This window comes from Nostoc sp. (assembly GCF_036917515.1).
In the GTDB taxonomy this organism is placed as follows: Bacteria; Cyanobacteriota; Cyanobacteriia; order Cyanobacteriales; family Nostocaceae; genus Nostoc.
This window is the reverse complement of record NZ_JBALDE010000190.1, coordinates 1-23386: the sequence shown is the minus strand read 5'-3', so window position 1 is coordinate 23386 and position 23386 is coordinate 1. Positions and strand designations below refer to the sequence as shown.

Sequence of the window (23386 nt, the reverse complement as noted above, 5' to 3'; positions counted from 1 at the left end):
TCTTCTTTTTCCATTTTTTCTAATCTCCGTAGACTTACAGTATGGACAATGCACAGTATGAACCCTCTCCTCATCCCTTTATTATGCAACACCGATTTTCTAAATTTAGATAGAAGGAATCATTGCCATAGTCCCCAAAGAGGAAGTTATTTCCTGTTGAATCCTCAGCTCTCAAAGTATCGTCACCAGCACCACCGTTGAGAGTATTATTGCCTGAAGACAAGTCTATAAGATCGTAGTAAGTGGGAATACCAGAGATATCAAGATAATCATTGCCATCGCCACCAGATAGCAGGTTATTGCCGGATGTTGCCTCAGCCATCAAGTAATCGTTACCAGCGCCACCATTAAGGGTGTTATTGCCTGATGAGATAAAATTAGGAGCTGCTCTATAAGTAAAAACTCCAGAAGTAGAGAGAGTATCATTGCCATCGCCACCTGATAGCAGGTTATTGCCGGATGGAGACTTAGCATCCAAGTAATCGTCACCAGCGCCACCGTTGAGGGTGTTATTGCCTGATGAAGCTGTATAATCATTAGGGTTTTGAGAAACGTAAGAGGTGAAGAGAGTATCATTGCCATCGCCACCAAATAGCACGTTATTACCGGATGTTGCCCCAGCATTCAAGTAATCCTCACCAGTGCCACCGTTGAGAATGTTGTTGCCTGTTGAATATTTAACATCTAAGATATCATCGCCCACACCACCAATCAAAGTATTATTACCTGCGCTACCCCGCAGTAAATCATTGCCACTTTTGCCGTCAATAAGATCATCACCCCCCTGACCATTAATGACATCATCTGAGTTGTCAAAGCCGCTAACATTATTGTTCAGATCGTTAAGGAAGGTGACTGTGTTTAAGTTGAAGATTGTGCTTTGGGTGGAGTTAGCATTGAAAACATCAAAGCTGTCAGTAATGGTAGTTTGTTCATAAAACAGGATATTGCCCGAGTTGACAGTTGCTCCTGTTGATTTGCCGAGGTTATCCAGGTTTTCTAAAGCAAAGTTTTGCAGGATGAGTTTGGGACTATCGTCCGCATCAAAGGTGATTTCTAGATTGCTGCCATTCTGGGTCAGCACTAAATCTCGAGCAGTTAAGCCATAGTCGCTCCCAGCGAAATTTAGGATGTCTACTTCGGCAATGACTGCTGCTGAGGGGTTTACACCTTTACCTACTCCACCAAAATCGGTGATAGTATAAGTACTATCGTAGCTGGAGTCATAAATATCGTTGCCGCCTCCACCAGTTAAGGTGTTGCCGTTGCCATCGCCGAATAAAGTATCATTACCCTTTGTTCCAACAATGATATTTGCCATAATTTTTACCTACCTCAATCTATTTTTCAGTAATTTCAGTGTTTTTTGCCAGTGCCTAAATTCTACTAGAAGAGGAAATAGTCAATAGTTAATCTGCATTTGCAAATACACTTTTATACATTTTTGTAAACAATTATGCGTAAGTATTTAATTTAAGAATACAGAACATTTCAATAACCTACACTGACCATATACTACCGTATTTACTTAGATGTCTTTGCTTCCAGACACATCTTTGTATATTTTTCACATTATTTAGTAATAAATTTACGTAAAAATATTTTGATTTATGCACTATTAATGTGTCTTCTTTTCTCTTGCTAAAAGCTATTACCAATTGGTATAGCGCTTGTAACCAAGAAATTTGCAGCGCAGACATTACTGCTTCTGCCTTCAAAGCACATATCAATCACATGACCAAAGGCACTTTCTACAAAGTGGTACGCCAAATTCAGTGAGCATTGTAGCCATCGCTTATATTGTGCAAGTCCCAAATTAGATGTGTAGACGCTTCATCGGCTTGTAGTCAGACAATGATTGCGACTAAAGAAGGGAGGGAATGCGGTTATACCTATTGACATCCCTAATTTAATGCTGGCTATATCTCAACGAACTTAACTGCGATCGCATTGAATATTTAGATTAATGTCGCTGGTAGTGAGAAAGCGCCTTGTTTGTTTGCAATGTCTACGACAGGCTACGCCTACGCAATCTTAGGACTTTCCGTGCAGAGTGCGAACGCTCTGCTGCCATTGTTAAATATCCTTAACTTAGTGCTGGTATCTGGCAACGAACTTAACTGCGATCACACATAAACTCAACCAGATAATCCAACTTCCAAAGAGATGCGATTCGTTATAGCTTGCTAATGCCTAAAACAGCAAAAATTATTGACACCCTAAGTATATACGCAATAAAATTATTATAGTTTGACCTAACGATAGAGTTAATCAAAGTATTTTTCCTAGAGAATAAGAGACAAGCAATATTAAAAATAATTTGGATAAAACAAATGAACGCCAAAATTATTGCGTTCTTGGGGATTACGGCAGCCTTTGCAAGCTTAGGAAGCCAAGTCTACGCTCAGTCGCCAGTAACAAACTCAAATCTCGGACAATACAGATTGAGTGGTGATTCTCTAGTTGGAATCGATCGGAAAACAGCCCAAGATGACTTTAGAAGTTTTTTTGAGCAAAAGAATCCAGCAAGTATTTCCAACAATAATAGAAGAGACAATAAAGCTCCAACCCCAATTCGCTTTAACGAAACATTATCACAGTCAGACAATTCAGTTTTCTTAACACCGGCTCAGTCAGGGAATGATAATGATGGACTGCAAGTACAGTTAGATATAAGGAGAGAATAATCAGCTATAAAGGCTGACACTGTAGTTTTAACTAATTTTGCGTTTCCGAAAATCCTTACTAATAGTCTGTTAAGTTTAAATTAGTAAGGTCAACAAGTTCTTAGTAAGGACTTTAGTGTTTAATATTCTCAGCACTAAAGTGCTTACTATGAACTTTTCTTTACTAGGTTAGATATTGTACTAGGCACAATTTCGGAATTGTGCCTAGCTCATTTTCATTCTTACTATTTTTACTTAAATCAAAACAGCTTTATTAAAAAACATCGTTCAGACAACAGCAGTTTTTGCTGCTCCTCCTGCCTTCTCTAACAGGATAAAGTTTTACACTCAACTCAATCCGCCTTCCTGAGTCGATAATTATGCAATCGTTTTGCAGTAAAATTAATCGTCAAGATCAGAGGAGGGCTTTGAGATGACTCGTGTCATCATTGTGCGCCACGGTCAAAGTAGTTATAACACCGAGCGGCGTATTCAAGGACGCACTGATGCGTCAACATTAACCGAAAAAGGTCGTAAAGATGCCGGTAAATTAGGCAAAGCCCTTAGCAATATCTTATTTAATACGATTTACAGTAGTCCCTTGCAACGAGCGAAACACACAGCAGATATTATTTATAGTGAGTTAGCTACTCAGGCTAAACAATCTACTGTACTCCAAGTTTCTGATTTGCTGCTAGAAATCGACCTACCTTTATGGGAAGGACTGCTGACTAGTGAAGTCAAGCAAAAATTTGCCGAAGATTACCATACTTGGCATCAACACCCGGACGAACTGCGAATGCTGCTTAATGATGCACAAGGAACAAGAGAACATTTTCCCGTTCTTGCTTTATACGAACAAGCACGGCAGTTTTGGCAAGAAATTTTGTCCCAACATCAAGGTGAAACTATTCTCATCGTCGGACATAACGGAATTAATCGCGCCCTGATTAGCACAGCGCTAGGAATCCCTCCCAGTCGCTACCACTCAGTACAGCAATCTAACTGTGGCATCACCATATTAAATTTTGCTGAAAGATTGGGCGAACCAGTCCAGCTAGAATCCTTAAATCAGACGCAACACACTGGAGAAACTCTACCCTCATTTCGACCGGATCATCAAGGAGTACGATTGTTACTAGTGCGTCACGGTGAAACCGACTGGAACCGCCAAACTAGGTTTCAAGGACAAATTGATGTCCCCCTCAACGATAACGGTAGACAACAGTCGCAAAAAGCAGGCGAATTTCTCCAAGAAATAGCAATTGATTTTGCTGTCAGTAGCACAATGCTGCGCCCTAAAGAAACAGCAGAGATTATCTTAAAACAACATCCGAATGTAAATTTAGAATTGCAAGATGGTTTAAGAGAAATCAGTCATGGTCTGTGGGAAGGAAAATTAGAAATAGAGATAGAGCAAGAGTTTCCGGGAGAGTTGCAGCGATGGCGGACGATACCAACGCAAGTGCAAATGCCTGAAGGGGAGAATTTGCAACAAGTGTGGGAGCGCAGCGTTGTAGCTTGGCAATCAATTCTGCAAACAGCATCAAATAATCAATTCAAAACTGTATTAGTAGTAGCTCATGACGCTACTAATAAAACCTTGCTTTGTCACATTCTGGGTTTATCGCTGGAAAATTTCTGGAGTTTTCGTCAGGGTAATGGTGCAGTCAGTGTTATCGACTACCCTGCTGGCATCGATGGTTTACCAGTACTGCAAGCGATGAACATCACCACTCACTTGGGTGGAGGCGTACTAGATAAAACAGCAGCAGGGGCATTGTGAGTGCTGTTAGCGTCAGCGGGACGTTTAGCCCGTGCTAAGTGAGGAGTTAGGAGTGAGGAATAAAGTTAGAAGCAATACTGAAGAACAAATAACTCATAAGTAGCTAGACGTAAATAAATTAAAGTTTGTAGTGAGTTAGCGCAGTCTTCTCCTAAAGGGAGAGGCTAACCTTCCGGTTGGGTAAGGACTTTGGTCTTAATAATCCTTGCTTTGAGCGTGAATCGCTCGCTACGAACTAAGATTTTACTTTATGTTTAATTATGCCTACCTACTTAAATTCTTAACTCATAACTAAAAACTTTTATGACTGAACTGCTGCAAAAAGTACGAATGATTGACCCAGTTTCTGAAATCGATGAACTCTCTGATGTGCTGATTGCTGACGGTTATATTCGAGAAGTGGCTTCGCACATTTCTGATATCAGTTCTGATACTCAAATCAAAGATTGTCAGGGATTAGTTCTCGGCCCTGGATTAGTAGATTTGTACAGCCACTCTGGTGAACCTGGCTTTGAAGAACGGGAAACTCTCTTGTCTTTCTTACAGGCTGCTGCTGCTGGCGGCTTTACTAGAGTTAGCATTTTACCCGATACATCCCCAGTTATTGATAACCCTGCACTTGTGGCACAGTTGCAGCAGAAGAGAGGAGGACAAGGGGAACAAGGGGAACAAGGGGGCAATTTTTCTCCCTTATCTCCTCCCTCTCCCTTGTCTTCTCCTCTCCCCTTGCTTCATCTCTGGGGTGCTATCACCGTAGATATTGCTGGGAAGCAGATGACGGAATTAGCAGATTTAGCGTCTGCTGGAGTTGTTGGTTTTACTGATAGTAAGCCCTTAGAAAATTTGGCGCTGGTGCAGAGAGTGTTAGAGTATCTCCAGCCATTGGGTAAACCAGTAGCATTTTGGCCTAGCGATCACCAGTTAACAGCCAATGGTGTGATGAGAGAAGGAACAGATGCTCTGCGTTTTGGTTTACCCCCAATACCCACCAGCGCTGAAACTACCGCTATTGCAGCAATGCTTGAATTGGTTGCAGCCATCGGCACACCAGTCCATATCATGCGTGTCTCCACAGCTCGCAGCGTGGAATTAATTGCTTCAGGGAAAGCGACTGGTTTACCGATCACCGCCAGCACCACTTGGATGCACCTTTTACTTGATACCAAAGCAGTTAAGAGTTATCACACCAGCTTGCATTTAGATCCGCCTTTAGGTAATCCCAGTGATGTGGCGGCATTGCGTGCAGGGGTACGTGCAGGTGTAATCGATGCGATCGCTATCGATCACACACCCTACAGCTACGAAGAAAAAGTCCAAGCCTTTGCCGAAGCACCCGCCGGGGCAATTGGTTTAGAACTAGCATTACCTTTGCTGTGGCAATATCTCGTTGAAACTGAGGAATTTACAGCTTTAGAATTATGGCGAGCGTTGAGTAGCAATCCAGCCGAGTGTTTGGGACAAAAAGTAAGTGCGATCATACCTCATCAACCAGCAGAACTTACTTTATTCGATCCCCAGCAAACCTGGAAAGTCGAACGTAAAAGTCTCTATACACTTTCACAAAATACACCTTGGTTAGGACAACAGTTGAAGGGTCATGTTGTGCAAACTTGGTGTTGAAAAAGCATACTTAAAACTACGGAATATAACTAATCCTCTAAAAGATTCAGTAGACTCCTTTACTCCCTGAATTACTATTTTGTAAATTTCTATTTGACTGTAGTTATATTTGTAAGCATCCCCTAGCAAGGCAAACTAACACTTACAGTAGTTCCTTTTTCAGGAATACTAGCAATTGTAAATTTACCACCATATAATTTAACTATATGCTGAACAATAGCCAGCCCTAAGCCAGAGCCTTGTTGTTCCCATAACTTTCGATTAAATTGTACAAAGGCTCCAATTTTATTAATCTCTTCAATTGTCATTCCTTTGCCATTATCAATTACATATAAATTAAATTTATTACCTTCTATTTTACTCAGAACTTGAATTTCGCTGCTTGGTAAAGAAAATTTAAAAGAATTCTCAAGTAATTCTTCAATCAGAATACTTAAATTCTCTTGTGGTAATTGTATTGTAGATTCTTGGATATCTAGCTTTAAATCTTTTTGTCTACAGTTTTTTATAGCTTTTTTGAGAGCAACTTCACTAATAACTTTTTCAGCAAAACATCTATCATTTTTTCCTTTTATTTGACGAACTTTATCAGGGCTTTTAGCTATTAATTCCAGATTACTATATAATAAAAACTTTTGAGCTAATGCATTCAAGCGATTGGCGGATCTGTAAATTAATTCGGCAATTTCGACTTCTTCAGAGTCAGGTATGATGCCACAACTTTCTATTAACAATTGTGACATGCCGAGAATACCATTTAAAGGTGTATTCAGTTCGTGAGGTAATGAGTGAGCAATATTCATTCTGAGTTCGTCTAGTTTGGCTTGAGTTTGGCGTTCAACCAAGGCGTGTTTATCAAGACGAGAAGCGATCGCATTGAGTAGTTCTTCAGGAGTAAATGGTTTAGTCAAATAATCATCAGCCCCAAAATCCATTCCTTTACGAAAATCTGAACGCTCTGATTTAGCAGTAACAAATATTAAAGGAATATTGATGGTTGCTTCATTTTGACGTAAAGCAGACAGCACGCTATAGCCGTCTAATTCAGGCATCATAATGTCACAGATAATTAAATCTGGGAATTTTGCTTGAGCAATTTCTAATCCAATCTTACCGTTTGCAGCTATCAAAGTTTCAAAATCAGAAAGTTGTAAAATTTCCTGAATGTTTCCCCTTACTTGGGGCTCGTCTTCTATAATTAAAATTGTGTTCATCATTAGTAAAGATAAAAATATCAGTTTTATTTTATTGGTCTTGGATGATATGGTATTGCAATTTCTGACCTAGCTTGTTGTAGAATACTCAAGTAGCGATCACGCTTAACATTTGATTGAGCTTTTTTTAGCATTGTTCCCTAAAATTATTTACTAATAACATATTAGATATTTTTAATTAAGGAATTCACTTATAAGTAGTGGCAGTTCTATCCTAAATGTCGTACCGACTCCGACCTGGCTAGCGAAGGTAATTCTTCCTTGATGAAGGTTTATACAATTGTTGACTATTGCCAAACCTAATCCAGTTCCTGGCGTATTACCAACATTACTAGCTCGGTAGAATGGTTCAAATAAATTCTGTTGATCCTCTGGTAAAATACCAATACCCTCATCTTGAATTAGAAAAACTGCGCTTTCATCTTGAACTAATAAATCAATTTGAATATTGCTACCATCTGGTGAGTATTTGACAGCGTTTGAAAGCAAATTACTCAGTATTTGTCGCAAAAGTTTCTTGTCTATACAAGCTATAAAGCGATCATCTGTTGATGAGTTACCCAAGTACTGAGGAGAAAAGGCTAGAGTATGCTTGGAAGAACTAAGTTGAATTTCCTCTACCAAAGAACGACAGAAATTAATTAAATTAATACAAGTTGGTTCAAATGCCAATTTTCCAGCTTCAGCCTTATTAATTAGCAAAATATCATCTAATAGTTGAGTTGTGTGTTTAACATAAGTCTGAATGCACTGGAGATGTTTATGCTTTTGTTGTTCATCTAGTTTATGACTAAAACTTTTTAAGATTCCAGCAGAGGAAGCAATCACAGCTAAAGGAGTTCGGAACTCGTGGGAGGTCATAGAAATGAAACGAGATTTCAACTCACTGAGTTCTTTTTCTTTTACTAAAGCTTTACAAATATTTTCTTCAGCTTGTTTGCGTTCGCGTAGCGCAGCTTGCTGTTCGCGTATATCTTTAACTACACCGATCACGTAAATAGGTTTACCAATCGGATCTCGAATTAGAGAAACCGTTAAATTTATCCAAATTACATCAGCATTTTTATGTAAATAACGCTTATCAATGGAGAATGTTTCTAGCTTTCCTGCTATTAAATTTTGTAAATGATTTAGATGGATTTGTATATCCTCTGGATGTGTGATATCTTTGAAGTTTTTCTTTAGTATTTCTTCTTGGCTATAGCCTAAAATTTCACACAACTTTTGATTAGCTTTAAGAAAATGACCATCTAAAGTTTCTAGTTTAATTCCCACAGCTGCTTGATTAAAAATAGCTCTAAGTTCTGCCTCACTTTGTTGTAAGTCTAAAGTGCGTTGCTTAACCCTGACTTCTAAATCTTGATTGAGTTTTTGTAGAGCTTCTTGTGCTCGTTGCCTTTGCAGTTCAGCAGATGCTCTGGCTGCAAATACTTTGAGAATTCCTTCAAATTTATGTTGGTCAGGTATGGGTTTGTCATCCACTATGCATAGTGAGCCAATTGGTTGACCAAAATCATCACTCAAAATAACTCCCATAGAACTTTCAGCTTCCATAGCAGCTAATCTTTTAGCATTAGGAAAGAGTTGCTGAATTCTCGAACTACAGTAGTAAAATCCTTGCTTGAGCAAAATTTCACATGGAGTTGATTTTGGGTCATAGCAAATATTGGGTTGTAACTGCCCATCAGACCAAAATCCTAAAGTGTAAGCTTGCCCATCAATTAACTCAGTTACTAAGGTGTTACGGACATCTAAAGTAGAAGAAATATGCTCAACTAATGCTGGGAAAAAGTCACGTCCAGTCGTAGAAGCTGTACTTTCTATCAAACTTTGTAAGGCTATTTCAGCTTGTTTACGTTTTGTAATATCAATTCCAATTGCAACAGCAGCTGTGTTTTGTTGATATTTTTGAGCTACAAGCAAATAATTGCATATTTTACCATTGATTTGGGTATCAATAACCTTAGAATCTGCTAAATCTTGCCTAGCTAAAAATTCACGCATAAATTCTGTAAATTGCGGGCTATTCTCCATAAAGCCCAATTCTTGACCAACAAAAGCATCTGTAGTCAAGTTAAAACTTTCAGCTAAATGGTGATTAACCCCTAAATAATGTCCATCAGAATTTACCCAAGAAACAAACCCAGGTACTGCATCTAAAACCGTTTGTAATTGCTCTTTTGCTTGTTGCAGATTTTTTTCTGCTCGTTTGTATTCTGTAATATCCTCAGAAATACACAATAGATATTCGGGTTGTTGATCTTTATCATACAAAGGAATTTTAGTCGTGTGTAAAATTCTTTTACCAAAACTAGGGCTGTCAATAGGTTCTTCAGAGATATCTTGAGGTACACTGCTAGCAAAAGTTTCTAGGTCTTTTTGGCAGAAAGAGTCTGCTTGTTCTTTTGGGAATAATTCGTAATCTGTTTTACCAATAGTCTGCTCCGCTGTAATGCCAAAAATATTTTCGCAGGTATGATTCCAAAGCTTGAATGTCCCAAAACTTTCTGGTTTAGCATCTTTAACAAAGACGGCTACAGGCAGGTTATTAATCATCGACTGTAAAAAGTTGCGAGTCTGCTGGAGTTCCTCTTGTGCTTTTCGGCTTTCAGTAATGTCAATACCTGTACAAACAATATAATCAACTTGATTATCCCGATTAAGTAAAACTTTATTTGACCAAGAAATTAAGCGGCGATCGCTATCCTTACTAACTAAAGAAGTTTCGTAACGTTGGGGAAATTCTTTATTGGCTAAATTTTGAAAAATATCTTGGATACATTGTGTTGTTTCAGGTAACAGCAGCACATCCCAAACAAATCTTCCTTTAACTTCATCAAATGTGTAACCCGTAGCTTGTTCGCAAGTATAGTTAAAGCGAAGAACTTTTCCCTGAAAATCTAATACAATAACTAAAGCATCTGCTAGATTCAAAACAGCAGAAACAAAATTACGCTCTAATCGCAGTTCTGCCTCGATTTTCTGGCGTTCTACAAGTTTAACTCGTGTATGATTGTAAAGTTCGGCTTGTAGAATAGAAACTGCCAGCAGACTGGTAGGAGTAACTAATCCAATTAATTCTCCTTGATCCCCAACAATAGGCAAATGGCAAATCCGATTTTGCCTCAGCAAATGTAACGCAGTAAAAACATCTTTAAAATCTTTTAACCTCAATGTTATTAACTCTCTGGTCATCACTTGGGCAACACTGATACCCTCTATATTTTTATTTTGTGCTGTCAGCTTAATTAAATCTCGTTGCGTAATTATTCCCACTAACTGCGAGTTTTCTATAACTAAAACACAACTGGTGGCTTGAGATGTGTTGCTAGCTATATCTTTAGCTGAGTTGGTCAAACAATTACTATCTTTGATTGCCAAGCTATCATGATTACCTGATGTTTCATTGATTAGTGCAATCACATCTGGAAGCATAATCTCAGAGCTAACAACAAGCGGATGGCGAATGATTGTCTGTTGTAAATTATCAGAAATGAGAGAGTTAATAAACATTATGTATAGATGTCTGAAATAAAATTATTTCTAAAAAAGATGCAAGTAATATTTTTGCTTATAATAAATCAAAAAGCATCAGTATTTTCTATGATTATTTTCTTCTAATTTTTTATTAAAATTTTATATTATTTGTAATAAACTCCATACATTTTTAACATGAGTTCGACGGAACTAAAAAATCGCAGGAGGTAATGCAGGCGAATCTTTTGGGTAAATGTCAATTAAACGTTTTTTAGGCAAATAGTTATAAGCAACTAAACCAGCCATCAAGTTAACCAAAAAGTTAAATGGACTACGATGGCAAGAGTGTCCTATTTGACATATATTTTTCAGATGATCATTGACGGACTCAATCACGGCACGTTTACGTAACAAAATTTTATCAATTAGTTTTACCAAACGATTTTTAATTTTATTTTTAGATTTTGTAACTAATTGCAATCCTCTTTTACCATCTGTCGCATACCATTCTGATATCCCTAAATCACATAATTTTGTGCCCAGGTATTAAATTTTTCCGCCAGTTTATCGAAGTCTACTCCCATGATTACACGTCGGATAAGATGATACTCCATGTTTTTGGATGCCAAACTTCTCTATTAATACCCGACGATGCCGTTTAACAAAATCTCCCCATCCACGATATCCAACACATCCATTCATTGTGCCCATTATTACAAACATTAATACTAACCACAGTGGATGTCTTCGACCATCAGTTGTTCTCAAATCTTCCACTTGCTTCAATTGTTCAACCAGAGAAGCATCAATGATTTTTATCCCCTTAACCCTTGCAATTATTACCTGTTTTAGGGAATGAAACAGCCCTGGGGAAGTAGGGGAACAGAGGAGAGAGTTGCAGCAAGTTTTCCCCTCTGCCCCTCAGCACCTCTGCCTCTTGTGCCCAATGCCCAATGTCCCATGACTTATATTTGTTTGCTCATTGCCGCTAAATTCACCACACATTCAGGGAATTGGCGTTTTAATGCTGGAAAAACAGGACAAGGCACTTGTTCTTGTAAATTATCCGGTTTACTCCAAGTAAAGGGAGCTTTCTGCGCCGCAGACATCCATAGCAGAAGCTTTGCTCGTGTCATGGCAACATAGAGTAAACGATACTCTTCAGATGTTTTCAAATTCTTTGCCACCTCCCATGCCTGATTAACATCCGGTATGATAGCTTCTTCGTGGAGAGTAGCGCGAATTTGGGCGCGGGCTACTTCTGATAAGGTAAAATCGCCTAAAAATTGGCTTTGGGGAGGAACCCAAAATCTGCCAGGAATCAAGTTTTCGTGCAGAAAGGGAAGAAATACATAGTCCCAATCTAGCCCTTTAGCTTTATGCATAGTGATAATCGTCAGTTGACCGCGACGGGTATAACGTTCTTCCGAATCCTCGGTTTCCACTGGTTCAAATCGTTCGGAACTAACGATTTCACTTAAAGCTGAAAGCATTCCCCCCATCGAATTATTACTAGCTATCTGCTGGTTTACCCGTTCTGCGAGTTTATCAGCAGTTGCCAATTCTGCCTGGTCATAATTTAAAGTCAAGGCGAGAAAAGAAATTAGCTGGTATAAAGGTAGTTCTAAGCGAGCGCGAAGTAAACTGCGACATAAGCGGGCAGCTTTTTGTTCTGTTTCTGGCTGGGGTGTTGCTAGGGGGCCAGGATACAAAAACTCTTCTGGCAGACTAGCAAGGGCGTTGAGGTCTTGGGTAGGAATTAATTGGCGCTGTACTAATGCTTCTAGGGCGGCTTTGAGGTAATCGGGGGAGTGGGGGCGATCGCAAAATTGCAATAATGCCAAAATTTCTTGGGGGACATGGGAACGGCGATCGCGTTCTCCGACATCGTAAAGTGTAATTTTATGCTCTTTGCACAGAGGTGTTAGAGCCTCTGCTAACCATCGTCCTTGGCGATTTTCTCGGACTAAAATCGCGGCACTATTTTTTGTTGGGTCTTCACCAAATAACTCAATTACCCTTTGAGATAACAATTCAACGGTGTGATGAATATCGCGCGGTGTATAAAGTTCTAATCCTCGTCCTACGGGTGCGGGGTTGGCATTAGCTTGCGGATCGCCAACTTCCACAGGGCGAATTGTCTGCAAACGAAATGGTACTTGTCGATTGTCAGGAATCTGTTGTTTATTGTTGGTTTTAGTTGTTGCTAACCATTGATTATTGATCCATTTGAGGGCAAAGTTAGCAGCTTCAATAATAATTCTAGTACTGCGACCAGCTCGATCCATCGTTGCCAATCGTTCGATGCGCTCGCACTCTTCACAAAATTGCCGGAAATAAATCGGATCGGCTGGAGTAAAGGTAGAGTTAATTGCCTGGTTAGGGTCGCCAACTCGGACTAAATTTAGTGGGGAGTGCTGAGTGCTGTTAGCGTCAGCGGGGCGTTTAGCCCGTGCTGAGTTAGGAGTTAGGAGTAAAGAATTCTCTCGCTGATATTCCCGATTACTCGCCAAAATTTCTAATAGCTGCGTCTGAAGAGGGCTAGAATCTTGGGCTTCGTCTTCAAAGACAGCGAATATTTGGTTTTGCTCAATGTGACGGGCACTGTCGTTTTCTAAAACGCGCAGTGCGGCTAAAATCATATCGTCGTAATCTATAAAATCACGCGATCGCATTAAGTTTTGATATTGCTCGTACAATCCCGCCGCTACACTCAAAATTGCATATTCGTCTGTGGTTTGTTTACTCCACTCCCGCAATTTTTCTGGGGATATTCCAGAACTTTTTGCTTCATGAATTACCATATTAGCCAATTCCGGCAATACTTCTGTTCGCAGCACTGATTGACGACGCAACCTTTCTGTCTCTTCTCCGTCAAATTGATGACCTTCCAATAACCGCAAATATACATCAGGATGATTTACAATCCATTGTTCTACAGCCGTTCGGATAAAGCGGTGACTTTGAGTTGGTGTAATTAATATGACATTTTCTAACTGCAAACCCGACAAATTAGAATGGCGGTTGGCGATGTTCAACGCTAAACCATGTAGGGTATAGACAAAAAATCCCGTTTGAGGTAGAGATAAATCATCTCGTAAAAATTTCCGAATCTTCGCTTTAATATTGGCAGCAGCGGAGCGAGTAAAAGTAACGACTACCAACTGACGATAGGAGGATGAACGCTCATATTGACGTGCAATTGCGATCGCTGCTGCCGCCGCCATCCCAGTAGATTTGCCTGCACCAGGAACGGCTGAAATAGCCAAAGGACCAGATTGCCAATCAGCCATTTGCTGCTGTCCAGGGCGGAGACTATTGCGGATTGCGAGAATCTTCTCCTGCAAAGAAGGAATTAGCGATCGCTCAGACAATTCTGAGTCGAGTAATTCTTGAACAACAGGAGCAGTAAATTTAGAGTCGGACATATTAAACTATATATTTTAAATAGATATTGAATGTAATTACTAAACCGCAGATATGAATAACCTGCTGTGATTTTTAATCCCAAATTACTATAGCAATCCTAAATCATTCCTGAGAAACAAGCTCCCCGACAACTTTTACGAAGTCGGGGAGCTACTGATTGCAATTCTCACATATCAAATAGGATTGCTGATAGTAGTCTTGTTTACATGCTGATTTTAAATTTTTCCTTCAATCCAAAATTGAATTATTCATCAATCTGCCATGAATCCTTAGTTAGTTCTTCATCCAGAATTTTCTTAGGACGCACGATGATAATAATTTGTCCTAGTAGAGGAATTTCTGGCTCAGTTTCAAACCACTGAAAATCTAATTCACCACCATTTTCAACGACAAAGTAGCTAGAAACATCCCATTCTCGTTGGGCACGATCTACCACAACTAAGACCGGCTCCCTTTGGCTCTGGGTTTGGCTGGAGAAGCGATCGCTATTTGTTAAAATTACTACTGGATCTTCTGCCGCCAATAGCACTTGCCAACCTGGTAAAGGTACCCAAGCTTGCTCTCCAGAAAACTTCACCATCCGAAATGGTTCCATTTCTGTCAGTATGGGCACAGCTTGCAAGTCTTGCCGTGATAATGGCAACTCGCCTACCACAGGTAAAATACGCGGTAACTGTTCCTCAAATTCCAGACGGTAAAAGGGGAAAATTGGCGCTGGACGCTGGGGAACGGTAGTAAAATCAGTCAGCAGCTGTTCGATTTTTTGCCTTGCACCAGGCGTGTGAGCAAAACGCAAACCTTTGGCGATTAGGCGCGATCGCTGTTGTAAATCTGCATTTTGGCGTGCCAGTTTCCAAGCTTGGTGAGCAACAGCATCTCCAGGATGAGCAGAAAATCCTTCTGGTAGAGTGCGGAAATAGGAGAATTCTTTAATTGCTTTTGCCACTTCCTTTGCCTCATCGGCATCAAGTTTGTGGACAAAGATCAGTTCGGCAGCGGCGGCGCGTTCTTCTTGAGTAAGCAAACGCAACTCGTATAAAACATCGCTGCCGCGTGTGGCATAGTGTGATCGCGTTTCTGCCGATACTCCAAACTTTTCTAAAGAATTGTAAACTTGAGAACCAACAACCACCTGGTTTTGTTGAATCGGCTCAAATCCAGTCGCCTCAAAAATTTCTTGAGGGTTGTAACCGATTTTTAACAACGAGGCGATCGCGGTTCCCCATTCCACCCAGTTGCCTTGTTTTTGCCTCAGCCTTCGCAGTAACTCTTGTGCTACATCATTGGTAGTATTATCTTCGGGATTCTGAGTGTTGGGTGGTAAATCAGTCATAATCGGAGTGCGAGCTTCAACTTGAGAGGCTAATTAACACCTCATGAGCAAGTCTTATTCTAATCTATACCCAGACCTACACCTCATCGACGATCAAAACTGCCATAGAAACTGCCATAGTTTCGCTAATTTAGTTGGTTTTTATAGCGCAACATTTTTTAATTCAGATTTTTAGACAAATTTCCTCTGTAGCGATCGCTATTAGCGTTCTCAAATATGCAAAATAACTCCGTATAAAACCTTAGAAGTTTTCAGCTATTCTCAACTAAACTTGGTATGGAATATAACAAGAGAGTGAATATTTAAAGGAAATATCTTATGGATAAACCTAATCTCGAAATTGATAAAGTCCAATCTCAAGTTATGACTCTCGAACGACCAAAAAAGCTGAAAATCTTGGTAGTTGACGATGAGCCAGATAATCTCGATTTACTTTATCGCACATTTCGACGCGACTTTAATGTTCTCAAAGCTGATAGTGGGGTGAACGCGCTACAAGTTTTGGCAGCAGAAGGGGAGGTAGCAGTGATTATCTCTGATCAACGGATGCCAGAAATGAAAGGGACTGAGTTTCTCAGCAAGACTGTACCTCAGTTTCCCGATACAGTGAGAATTATTCTTACCGGATTTACTGATATAGAAGACTTGGTAGAAGCAATTAATGCCGGACAAGTTTACAAATATATCACCAAGCCTTGGGACCCAGGTGAACTGAAAGCAGTGGTGCAAAGAGCAGCAGAAACCTACGACTTGCTCAAGCAACGTACAGAAGAATTACGCCGTGCTCATGCTCAAATGGCGCTGCTGAGTGTTTTGGTACAGGTAACTCAAGCTGCTTCTAGCTTAGAAGAAACTCTCGCTCCCATTGCTAGGGCTGTGAGTGAAACTTTTGGGGCAGACGGCTGTATTTTACAACTGACAAATGGAAATACTCTGGTTGCAACTCAAGGAACTTACAGCGATACAGGTACAATAGAAAATTGGCTACCTCAAGACCCACTAACTAGGGAAGCGATCGCCACGGGGCAAATGCAAGTTTCCTTAAATGTACTGAAAGACACTAAATTAATTGATGCGATTCACTACAAAAATACGGGTGTACAAGCACATTTAGTGATCCCAATTAGCTACCGCAGTCAACTTTTGGGTGTATTGTCGCTCCAGTGGAAACAACCTTGCACTTTGCGAGAAGATGAATTAGTGCTAATTAATTTATCAGCACAATTAGTGGCGATCGCTCTGACTAGTAGTGGTTGCCATCAAACCACTGTATAGTTGTCATTTGTCCTTTGTCATTTGTCCTTTATCCTTGACAAATGACTAATGACTAATGACTAATGACTTATTGACCAATGACTAACGAAATTCAGTCCATTTTTAACCGTATTGCTCCAGTTTATGACCAGTTGAACGATTGGTTGAGTCTGGGACAGCATCGAATCTGGAAGGAAATGGCAGTAAAATGGAGTGCAGCTAAACCAGGAGATACTGCATTAGATTTGTGTTGCGGTAGTGGTGATTTAGCTTTACGTTTAGCACGACATATAGGAGCAACAGGACAGGTATACGGTGTAGATTTTTCCCCAAACCTCCTAGAAAACGCTAAAGAACGCTCTCAAAGGCAGTACCCCCAACCTACTATCAGCTGGATAGAAGCTGATGTCCTCAATTTACCCTTTGACGACAACCAATTTGATGCCGCAACAATGGGCTATGGTTTAAGAAATGTTAAAGATATTCCCCGGAGTCTCCAAGAGTTATACCGTGTTTTGAAGCCGGGAGCTAAAGCGGCAATTTTAGACTTTCATCGACCGAGTAATCCTCAGCTACGTGCCTTTCAACAGTTGTATCTAGACGGTTTCGTGGTACCAGTTGCCAATTATTTCGGCTTAAAAGAAGAATATGCTTACATCAGTCCTAGCTTAGATCGCTTTCCTATTGGCAAAGAGCAAATAAAGTTAGCTCATCAAGTTGGTTTTGCTGTTGCCACACACTACCCCATTGCGAACGGTATGATGGGAGTGCTGGTAGTCAACAAAAATGAGTGAGGAGTTAGGAGTTATAACTCAGAAATTATGAATTATCAGTACTGATAAATTCTCGTTTTAAATTTATCATTCTTAACTCCTCACTCTTGTACAGACGCGATTAATCGCGTCTCTATTCCTAACTTTTTTAATTCTTCCCTTGGACTGGTCTCATCTTTGGCTTTATGTGTCTCCCCCGGTACTGGGTGGAATTATCGGCTATTTCACAAATGATATAGCCATCAAAATGTTGTTCCGTCCTTACCGAGCAATTTATATCGCTGGACAAAGAGTACCCTTCACGCCTGGATTGATCCCCCGCAATCAGGAGCGTCTGGCTAAAAACATTTCCAATACAATCATGGGGTCACTGTTGACACCACAAGAATTACAAAATCTGGCGCGGCGTTTGTTGCAAACAGAACGCGTGCAATCAGCAATTCTCTGGTTGTTGCGCTTGGCAATTGAACAAATCAAAACAGATAAAAACGAGAAAAGTGCCAAAATTGTAGCGGGAATTTTGCGGGATTTACTAGGAGAATCTTTGCCACGATTGCTCAAGGTTTTAGCGCGGCGTGAAGATTTTTTGGAAGTGCAGATTAATCAAATTTTTGACCAGATATTGCTGGAATTTAAACTGAGTGAAGAACAAGCTACGCGACTTGCTGATTGGTTGTTACAAGTAGTTTTACCGCCGGATATGCTGCGCCAAACGATAGTTGATTTTTTGACCGATCGCACAATTCAAATTATTGATGAAGGCTTCCGTGAAAAAACCAGTGGTACTTATTGGGTAGTAGCAAATTTATTTGGTTTACGTAATACTCTTACACGCCTACGAACTTTTTGTTTGGATGAAAAAGAGGCTGCTAATACTCGCTTGCAGGAATTGACTCAAGATTTGCAGATACGCGATCGCATTCGGAAATTACTACAAAATTTATCATTACAAAACTTGCCAATGGGGACGGTGCGTCAACTACGAAAGACCACCCGCGAAAGTGTCCGCCATTACTTGCAAAACAGTGGCAGCGATTTTTTACAAGGATTAACTGATTCTGTTGATTGGCAAAATATTGCTGTAGTGCTGCTGAATCGTCTTAGTACTTCACCCGTTGTCAATACTTCTTTAGAAGTTATGAGTCAAGAGTTGGCTTTAATTTTAGAGAAGTATTTGGAAAAAGATTTAGAAGCAATTGTGGCACAGGCTATTCCAATTTTGTCGATAGATGAAGTGATAGTTGACCGTGTGAAATCAACTTCACCGGCTGATTTAGAAGCTGCAATTGAGGGAATTGTCAAAAATGAATTGCAAGCGATTGTGACTTTAGGTGGTGTTTTGGGTTTTGTTGTGGGATTATTCCAAACAGTATTTTTAATATTAAGTCAATATTAATTTTTTGTTTTTCTTTGTAAAATTTAATCAAATTATAGTTGCAATTTCGTCAAACTATGAAATGACGGGAATTGAGCGATGTCTACGACGGGCTACGCCTACGCCTTTTGAGAAGAGATGTGAGTAAAAAGCGATCGCCTAACTCAAAATCTGCGCCAAATCAAGCACAAATCCAGGTAATACATTTTCTCCTGATAAGCTAGTAGGCGATTGCAAAACCTCAACATTCTGCCTTGGACGGTAAATTTCCACCTATTGGTTTTGCGGATCAATCAGCCATTCTAAACGCACACCGTTATTAATATACTCCTGCATTTTTTGTTGTACAGTCTTTAAGCTGTGTGAAGCAGAGCATAATTCTACTGCCAAATCTGGAGCGATCGGTAGAAATTTGTCGGGGTCTGGATTCAGGGCTTTTAATCGCTCTCGGCTGACCCAAGATGCATCTGGAGAGCGATTTGCACCATTGGGGAGTTTAAAACCCGTTGAAGAATCAAAAGCTAAACCTGGGCCATCAATATCAGCCCAATTACCTAAGCGTTGTGTAAGTCTACTATTTCGATTTCCGCTTTCCCATCCAGTTGGTGGCATGATAATTAATTCTCCCTCTGCCGTGCGCTCAAGTCGCAAATCTCAATTATTCTGACACAGTTGGAAGAACTGCTCATCTGTTAATTCAATGGTGGGGCTGAGGTTCAGAATCAGGGCAGTCATAATTGCCTCTTAATCTTGCTAACTGTAGCGTAGCATTGGGTTGACACACTAGGTTAACCATCTAATAATTGCCATGCTTACTAGAAAGCTATTTCCAATCATGTAGAAATTTGTTTCACTGTTATCTATCTGATAACAGCAGATGAGAGTTGATATTTTTTCTCTCAGCTTCTACTAGCAGAGTGGACTGTATCAAGTTGTTCTACAACGTCCGGTGGTGGAGATAGACGAAGGGTTAGGACAGCTAAATCTGGATCAGTTACCACCAGAGGAAGCTTTGAAACTACTAATAAAAGAAGCGATCGCCTATGAAGCTGCAAACTTAAAGTTGAGAACACCAAATTCCGAGTTCAAGACACTAAATTCTAAGAAGAGAACATCAAACTTCGAGTTGAGAACACCAAATTCCGAGTTCAAAACATCAAACTTCGAGTTCGGAACATTAAACTTCGAGAAGAGAACACCAAACTTCGAGTTCAGATTTGTACCACTGTGGCAACTCCCGTTTATTAGCTGTTCCATATAAAAGTTGTATATTTCATTGTGTTCACACTCAATAGTCATTCTGACTTTTTCAATTGTTTAAATTTTTAGTTATAGAAACAAAAGGACGCACTCATGGCAAATTCAGTTTTCAACTTATCTAACCTTAACGGCACAAATGGCTTTGCCATCAACGGCATCAATCCAGATGACCGTTCAGGCAACTCTGTTAGCAGTGCCGGAGACATCAATGGCGACGGTTTAGACGACCTGATTATCGGGGCAGATGGTGCCGACCCCAACGGCGACTCCTCAGGGCAAACCTACGTGGTGTTTGGCAGCAAGGAAAGTTTTCCTGCCCAATTCTACCTCTCCACCCTCAACGGCACCTCGGGCTTTGCCATCAACGGCATCAATCCAAATGACTTCTCAGGCAACTCTGTTAGCAGTGCCACAGACATCAACGGCGACGGTATAGACGACCTGATTATCGGGGCGGATAGTGCCTCCCCCAACGGCATCACCTCAGGGCAAACCTACGTGGTGTTTGGCAGCAAGAAAAGTTTTGCTACCCAATTTAACCTTTCCACTGTCAACGGCACTAATGGTTTCACCATCAACGGCATCAATACATATGACTCCTTAGGCAACTCTGTTAGCAGTGCCGGAGACATCAACGGCGACGGCATTGACGACCTGATTATCGGGGCAGCCTTTGCCGACCCCAATGGCACCAATTCAGGGCAAAGCTACGTGGTGTTTGGCAGCAAAGAGGGTTTTGATGACCAATTCAACCTCTCCACCCTCAACGGCACCTCGGGCTTTGCCATCAACGGCATCAATAAAGATGACTCCTTAGGCAACTCTGTTAGCAGTGCCGGAGACATCAACGGCGATGGTATTGACGACCTGATTATCGGAGCACCCATTGCCGACCCCAATGACATCAGCTTAGGGCAAAGCTACGTGGTGTTTGGCAGCAAAGAGGGTTTTGATGACCAATTCAACCTCTCCACCCTCAACGGCACCTCGGGCTTTGCCATCAACGGCATCAATCCAGAAGACCGTTCAGGCAACTCTGTTAGCAGTGCCGGAGACATCAACGGCGACGGTCTTGACGACCTGATTATCGGGGCACCCTTTGCCGACCCCAATGGCACCAGTTCAGGACAAAGCTACGTGGTGTTTGGCAGCGAGGAGGGTTTTGGTGCCAAACTCAACCTTTCCACCCTCAACGGCACAAATGGCTTTGCCATCAACGGCATCAATCCAGATGACCGTTCAGGCTACTCTGTTAGCAGTGCCGGAGATATCAACGGCGACGGTCTTGACGACCTAATTATCGGGGCAGAATATGCCGACCCCAACGGCACCAATTCAGGGCAAACCTACGTGGTGTTTGGCAGCAAAGAAAGTTTTGGTGCCCAACTCAACCTCTCCACGCTCAATGGTATAAATGGCTTTGCCATCAACGGCATCAATCCAGATGACCGTTCAGGCTATTCTGTTAGCAGTGCCGGAGATATCAACGGCGACGGTCTTGACGACCTGATTATCGGGGCAGAATATGCCGACCCCAACGACATCAGCTCAGGGCAAACCTACGTGGTGTTAGGCAACCGCGCTCCCGTCCTCGACCTCAACGGCAACTCACAGGGTATTGATTTTAGCACCACCTTTAGCGGCACTCCCGTCTCCATCATCGATAGCAACTTCACCCTCAGCGACAACGACACTACCCTAGCAGGTGCCACTATCACCATTATCAATCTCTTGAATGGTGCTGCCGAAACTCTCAATGCCACTGCCATCGGCAACATCACGGCTATTTACAACCCCACCACAGGTACTCTTACCCTTAGCGGCACGGATACCATTGCCAATTATCGACAAGTCCTCAGCAGCGTTACCTACAACAGTACAGCTACCAGTGCCAATACCACAATTGAGTTTGTTATCGATGACAGGCAAGGTTTCAGCAACACCAGTGCAGTGGCAACCACCACTTTGGGTTTTGTCCAGAAATTGATCACGGGCACAAGTAGTGCAGATATCCTCATCGGCACACCCAACAACAACATCATCGAGGGCAAAGCTGGTAACGACAAGCTCACTGGTAATGGTGGTCGAGACAAATTCATCTTCTCAAAAGGCGATGGTATCGACACCATAACCGACTTTGGTGGCATAGGTATTGATTCAAATCCATCAGCGGCGGTAATTGCTGAAGTTGATACCTTGGATTTTACTAGATTAGGATTGACTGCGAAAAATCTGCAATTAAATCAAAATGGCAATAATCTAGAATTCACTTTTGAAGATGTAAGCAATACCAAAGTCATTCTGGAAAACTTCAAATTAGAAAACTTGAATAATTTACCAGCATCTGATACCAGCCCAGCTATTGGCAATATCCTGTTTGATAACCAGAGGGGCATCGTTGACAGTTTTGATGTCTTCGATGCCAACTCCACTCAAACTAACCTGTTTAACCGGAACACCGTTACATTCCTCAATGACCTTAACAATAACATTACGGGTTTTATAGACTCCGACGATGTGATTAATGGTCAAGGAGGTGATGACATCATCGACGGCAAGGGTGGCAATGATTTCTTGCGGGGTGGAACTGGTAATGATACCCTCATCGGTGGTGCTGGCGATGATACTCTGGTTGGCGGTGCTGGCAATGACGTACTCACAGGTGGTGAAGGTGTTGACAGATTCCTTTACAACACCAATGCTGTTTTTAACAGCACTGATGTTGGTCTAGATAGTATTAATGGGTTCTACGGTGTATTTTTTGCAATCACTACACAAAGTGACAAGATTGTACTGGATAAGACTACCTTTAATACAATTACTTCTGTTCCAGGAATAGGTTTTAGTAACGAGAGTGATTTTGAAATCACTTCTTCAGCGGGGACTAGCACGGCGAAAATTGTCTACGATCCTGTGAGTGGGCAGTTGTTCTATAACGAAAATGGCAGTACGGCTGGTTTCGGCAGCGGTGGTCTATTTGTGACTCTAACTGGTGCGCCAATTCTCAAGGCATCTGATTTTATTATTCAAGCGTAGTTGGCTTAGAACAGCAAACTTTGAGTTCCAAACAGTAAACTTTGAGTTCGGAACATCAAATTTTGAGTTCTAATACCAATTCTCTAAAAGCTGGCTACAGATAGTGCCTCTAAAATATATTGCCTTCGGGCAATAGATGCAATAATTGGTTTGGTTAATTTGC

15 protein-coding genes and 2 pseudogenes are annotated in these 23386 nt (G+C 41.0%); 9 read left to right on the top strand and 8 right to left on the bottom strand.

Features of this window, described 5'->3' with window-relative positions; genetic code table 11:
* Positions 1 to 70: 70 nt before the first annotated feature.
* Entirely contained in the window at positions 71 to 1321 is a 1251-nt protein-coding gene (locus V7K89_RS25430) for a calcium-binding protein (protein ID WP_335192111.1), read from the bottom strand.
* Between the two features lie 683 nt (positions 1322 to 2004).
* Here V7K89_RS25430 and V7K89_RS25425 point away from each other — a divergent pair.
* The 4 genes from V7K89_RS25425 (at position 2005) to V7K89_RS25410 (ending at position 6072) form a co-directional block, all read left to right on the top strand.
* A complete protein-coding gene (locus V7K89_RS25425; protein WP_335192109.1) occupies positions 2005 to 2136 on the top strand; it encodes a hypothetical protein in 132 nt (43 codons plus the stop codon).
* Positions 2137 to 2333: 197 nt separating this feature from the next.
* The gene (locus V7K89_RS25420; protein ID WP_335192107.1) at positions 2334 to 2687 is read left to right on the top strand and encodes a hypothetical protein; all 354 of its coding nucleotides are present in this window, start codon (positions 2334 to 2336) and stop codon (positions 2685 to 2687) included.
* Between the two features lie 412 nt (positions 2688 to 3099).
* Positions 3100 to 4452 carry a histidine phosphatase family protein gene (locus V7K89_RS25415; RefSeq protein ID WP_335192105.1) on the top strand — a complete coding sequence of 451 codons (1353 nt, stop codon included), beginning with the start codon at positions 3100 to 3102 and terminating at the stop codon, positions 4450 to 4452.
* A 303-nt stretch (positions 4453 to 4755) separates the two neighbouring features.
* Positions 4756 to 6072, top strand: a complete 1317-nt coding sequence (locus tag V7K89_RS25410) for a dihydroorotase (protein WP_335192103.1) — start codon at positions 4756 to 4758, stop codon at positions 6070 to 6072.
* 122 nt (positions 6073 to 6194) lie between these two features.
* Here the strand turns inward: V7K89_RS25410 and V7K89_RS25405 are convergent, their stop codons facing one another.
* The 6 genes and pseudogenes from V7K89_RS25405 to V7K89_RS25385 all read right to left on the bottom strand — a co-directional run bounded on the left by V7K89_RS25405 (position 6195) and on the right by V7K89_RS25385 (position 15525).
* Positions 6195 to 7289 (bottom strand): hybrid sensor histidine kinase/response regulator, encoded by a 1095-nt coding sequence (locus tag V7K89_RS25405; protein WP_335192102.1) that lies wholly within the window; start codon positions 7287 to 7289, stop codon positions 6195 to 6197.
* A gap of 171 nt (positions 7290 to 7460) precedes the next feature.
* Positions 7461 to 10799 (bottom strand): PAS domain S-box protein, encoded by a 3339-nt coding sequence (locus V7K89_RS25400; RefSeq protein ID WP_335192100.1) that lies wholly within the window; start codon positions 10797 to 10799, stop codon positions 7461 to 7463.
* Positions 10800 to 10973: 174 nt separating this feature from the next.
* A pseudogene (locus V7K89_RS25395) lies at positions 10974 to 11252 on the bottom strand (transposase); the annotation flags it as partial.
* A 75-nt stretch (positions 11253 to 11327) separates the two neighbouring features.
* Complete coding sequence (locus V7K89_RS36070) at positions 11328 to 11549, bottom strand: transposase family protein (RefSeq protein ID WP_442941758.1); 222 nt, start codon at positions 11547 to 11549, stop codon at positions 11328 to 11330.
* A gap of 179 nt (positions 11550 to 11728) precedes the next feature.
* Entirely contained in the window at positions 11729 to 14191 is a 2463-nt protein-coding gene (locus V7K89_RS25390; protein WP_335192099.1) for an ATP-dependent helicase, read from the bottom strand.
* 245 nt (positions 14192 to 14436) lie between these two features.
* Positions 14437 to 15525, bottom strand: coding sequence for a RuBisCO accumulation factor 1 (locus V7K89_RS25385; RefSeq protein ID WP_335192097.1), 1089 nt, complete (start codon positions 15523 to 15525; stop codon positions 14437 to 14439).
* A 318-nt stretch (positions 15526 to 15843) separates the two neighbouring features.
* Between V7K89_RS25385 and V7K89_RS25380 the strand changes: the two genes are divergently transcribed.
* From V7K89_RS25380 to V7K89_RS25370, 3 genes are all read left to right on the top strand, one after another.
* Positions 15844 to 16800 carry a response regulator gene (locus V7K89_RS25380; RefSeq protein ID WP_335192095.1) on the top strand — a complete coding sequence of 319 codons (957 nt, stop codon included), beginning with the start codon at positions 15844 to 15846 and terminating at the stop codon, positions 16798 to 16800.
* A 77-nt stretch (positions 16801 to 16877) separates the two neighbouring features.
* Positions 16878 to 17573 carry a bifunctional demethylmenaquinone methyltransferase/2-methoxy-6-polyprenyl-1,4-benzoquinol methylase UbiE gene (gene ubiE, locus V7K89_RS25375; RefSeq protein WP_335192093.1) on the top strand — a complete coding sequence of 232 codons (696 nt, stop codon included), beginning with the start codon at positions 16878 to 16880 and terminating at the stop codon, positions 17571 to 17573.
* Positions 17574 to 17712: 139 nt separating this feature from the next.
* Positions 17713 to 18948 carry a DUF445 domain-containing protein gene (locus tag V7K89_RS25370; protein WP_335192091.1) on the top strand — a complete coding sequence of 412 codons (1236 nt, stop codon included), beginning with the start codon at positions 17713 to 17715 and terminating at the stop codon, positions 18946 to 18948.
* Between the two features lie 138 nt (positions 18949 to 19086).
* Here the strand turns inward: V7K89_RS25370 and V7K89_RS25365 are convergent.
* Positions 19087 to 19662: pseudogene (locus V7K89_RS25365) on the bottom strand (Uma2 family endonuclease).
* A 217-nt stretch (positions 19663 to 19879) separates the two neighbouring features.
* On the opposite strand from V7K89_RS25365, the gene V7K89_RS25360 reads away from it, so the two are divergent.
* Entirely contained in the window at positions 19880 to 20188 is a 309-nt protein-coding gene (locus V7K89_RS25360; protein ID WP_335192089.1) for a hypothetical protein, read from the top strand.
* 92 nt (positions 20189 to 20280) lie between these two features.
* Entirely contained in the window at positions 20281 to 23223 is a 2943-nt protein-coding gene (locus V7K89_RS25355; protein WP_335192087.1) for a hypothetical protein, read from the top strand.
* Positions 23224 to 23386: the final 163 nt, after the last annotated feature.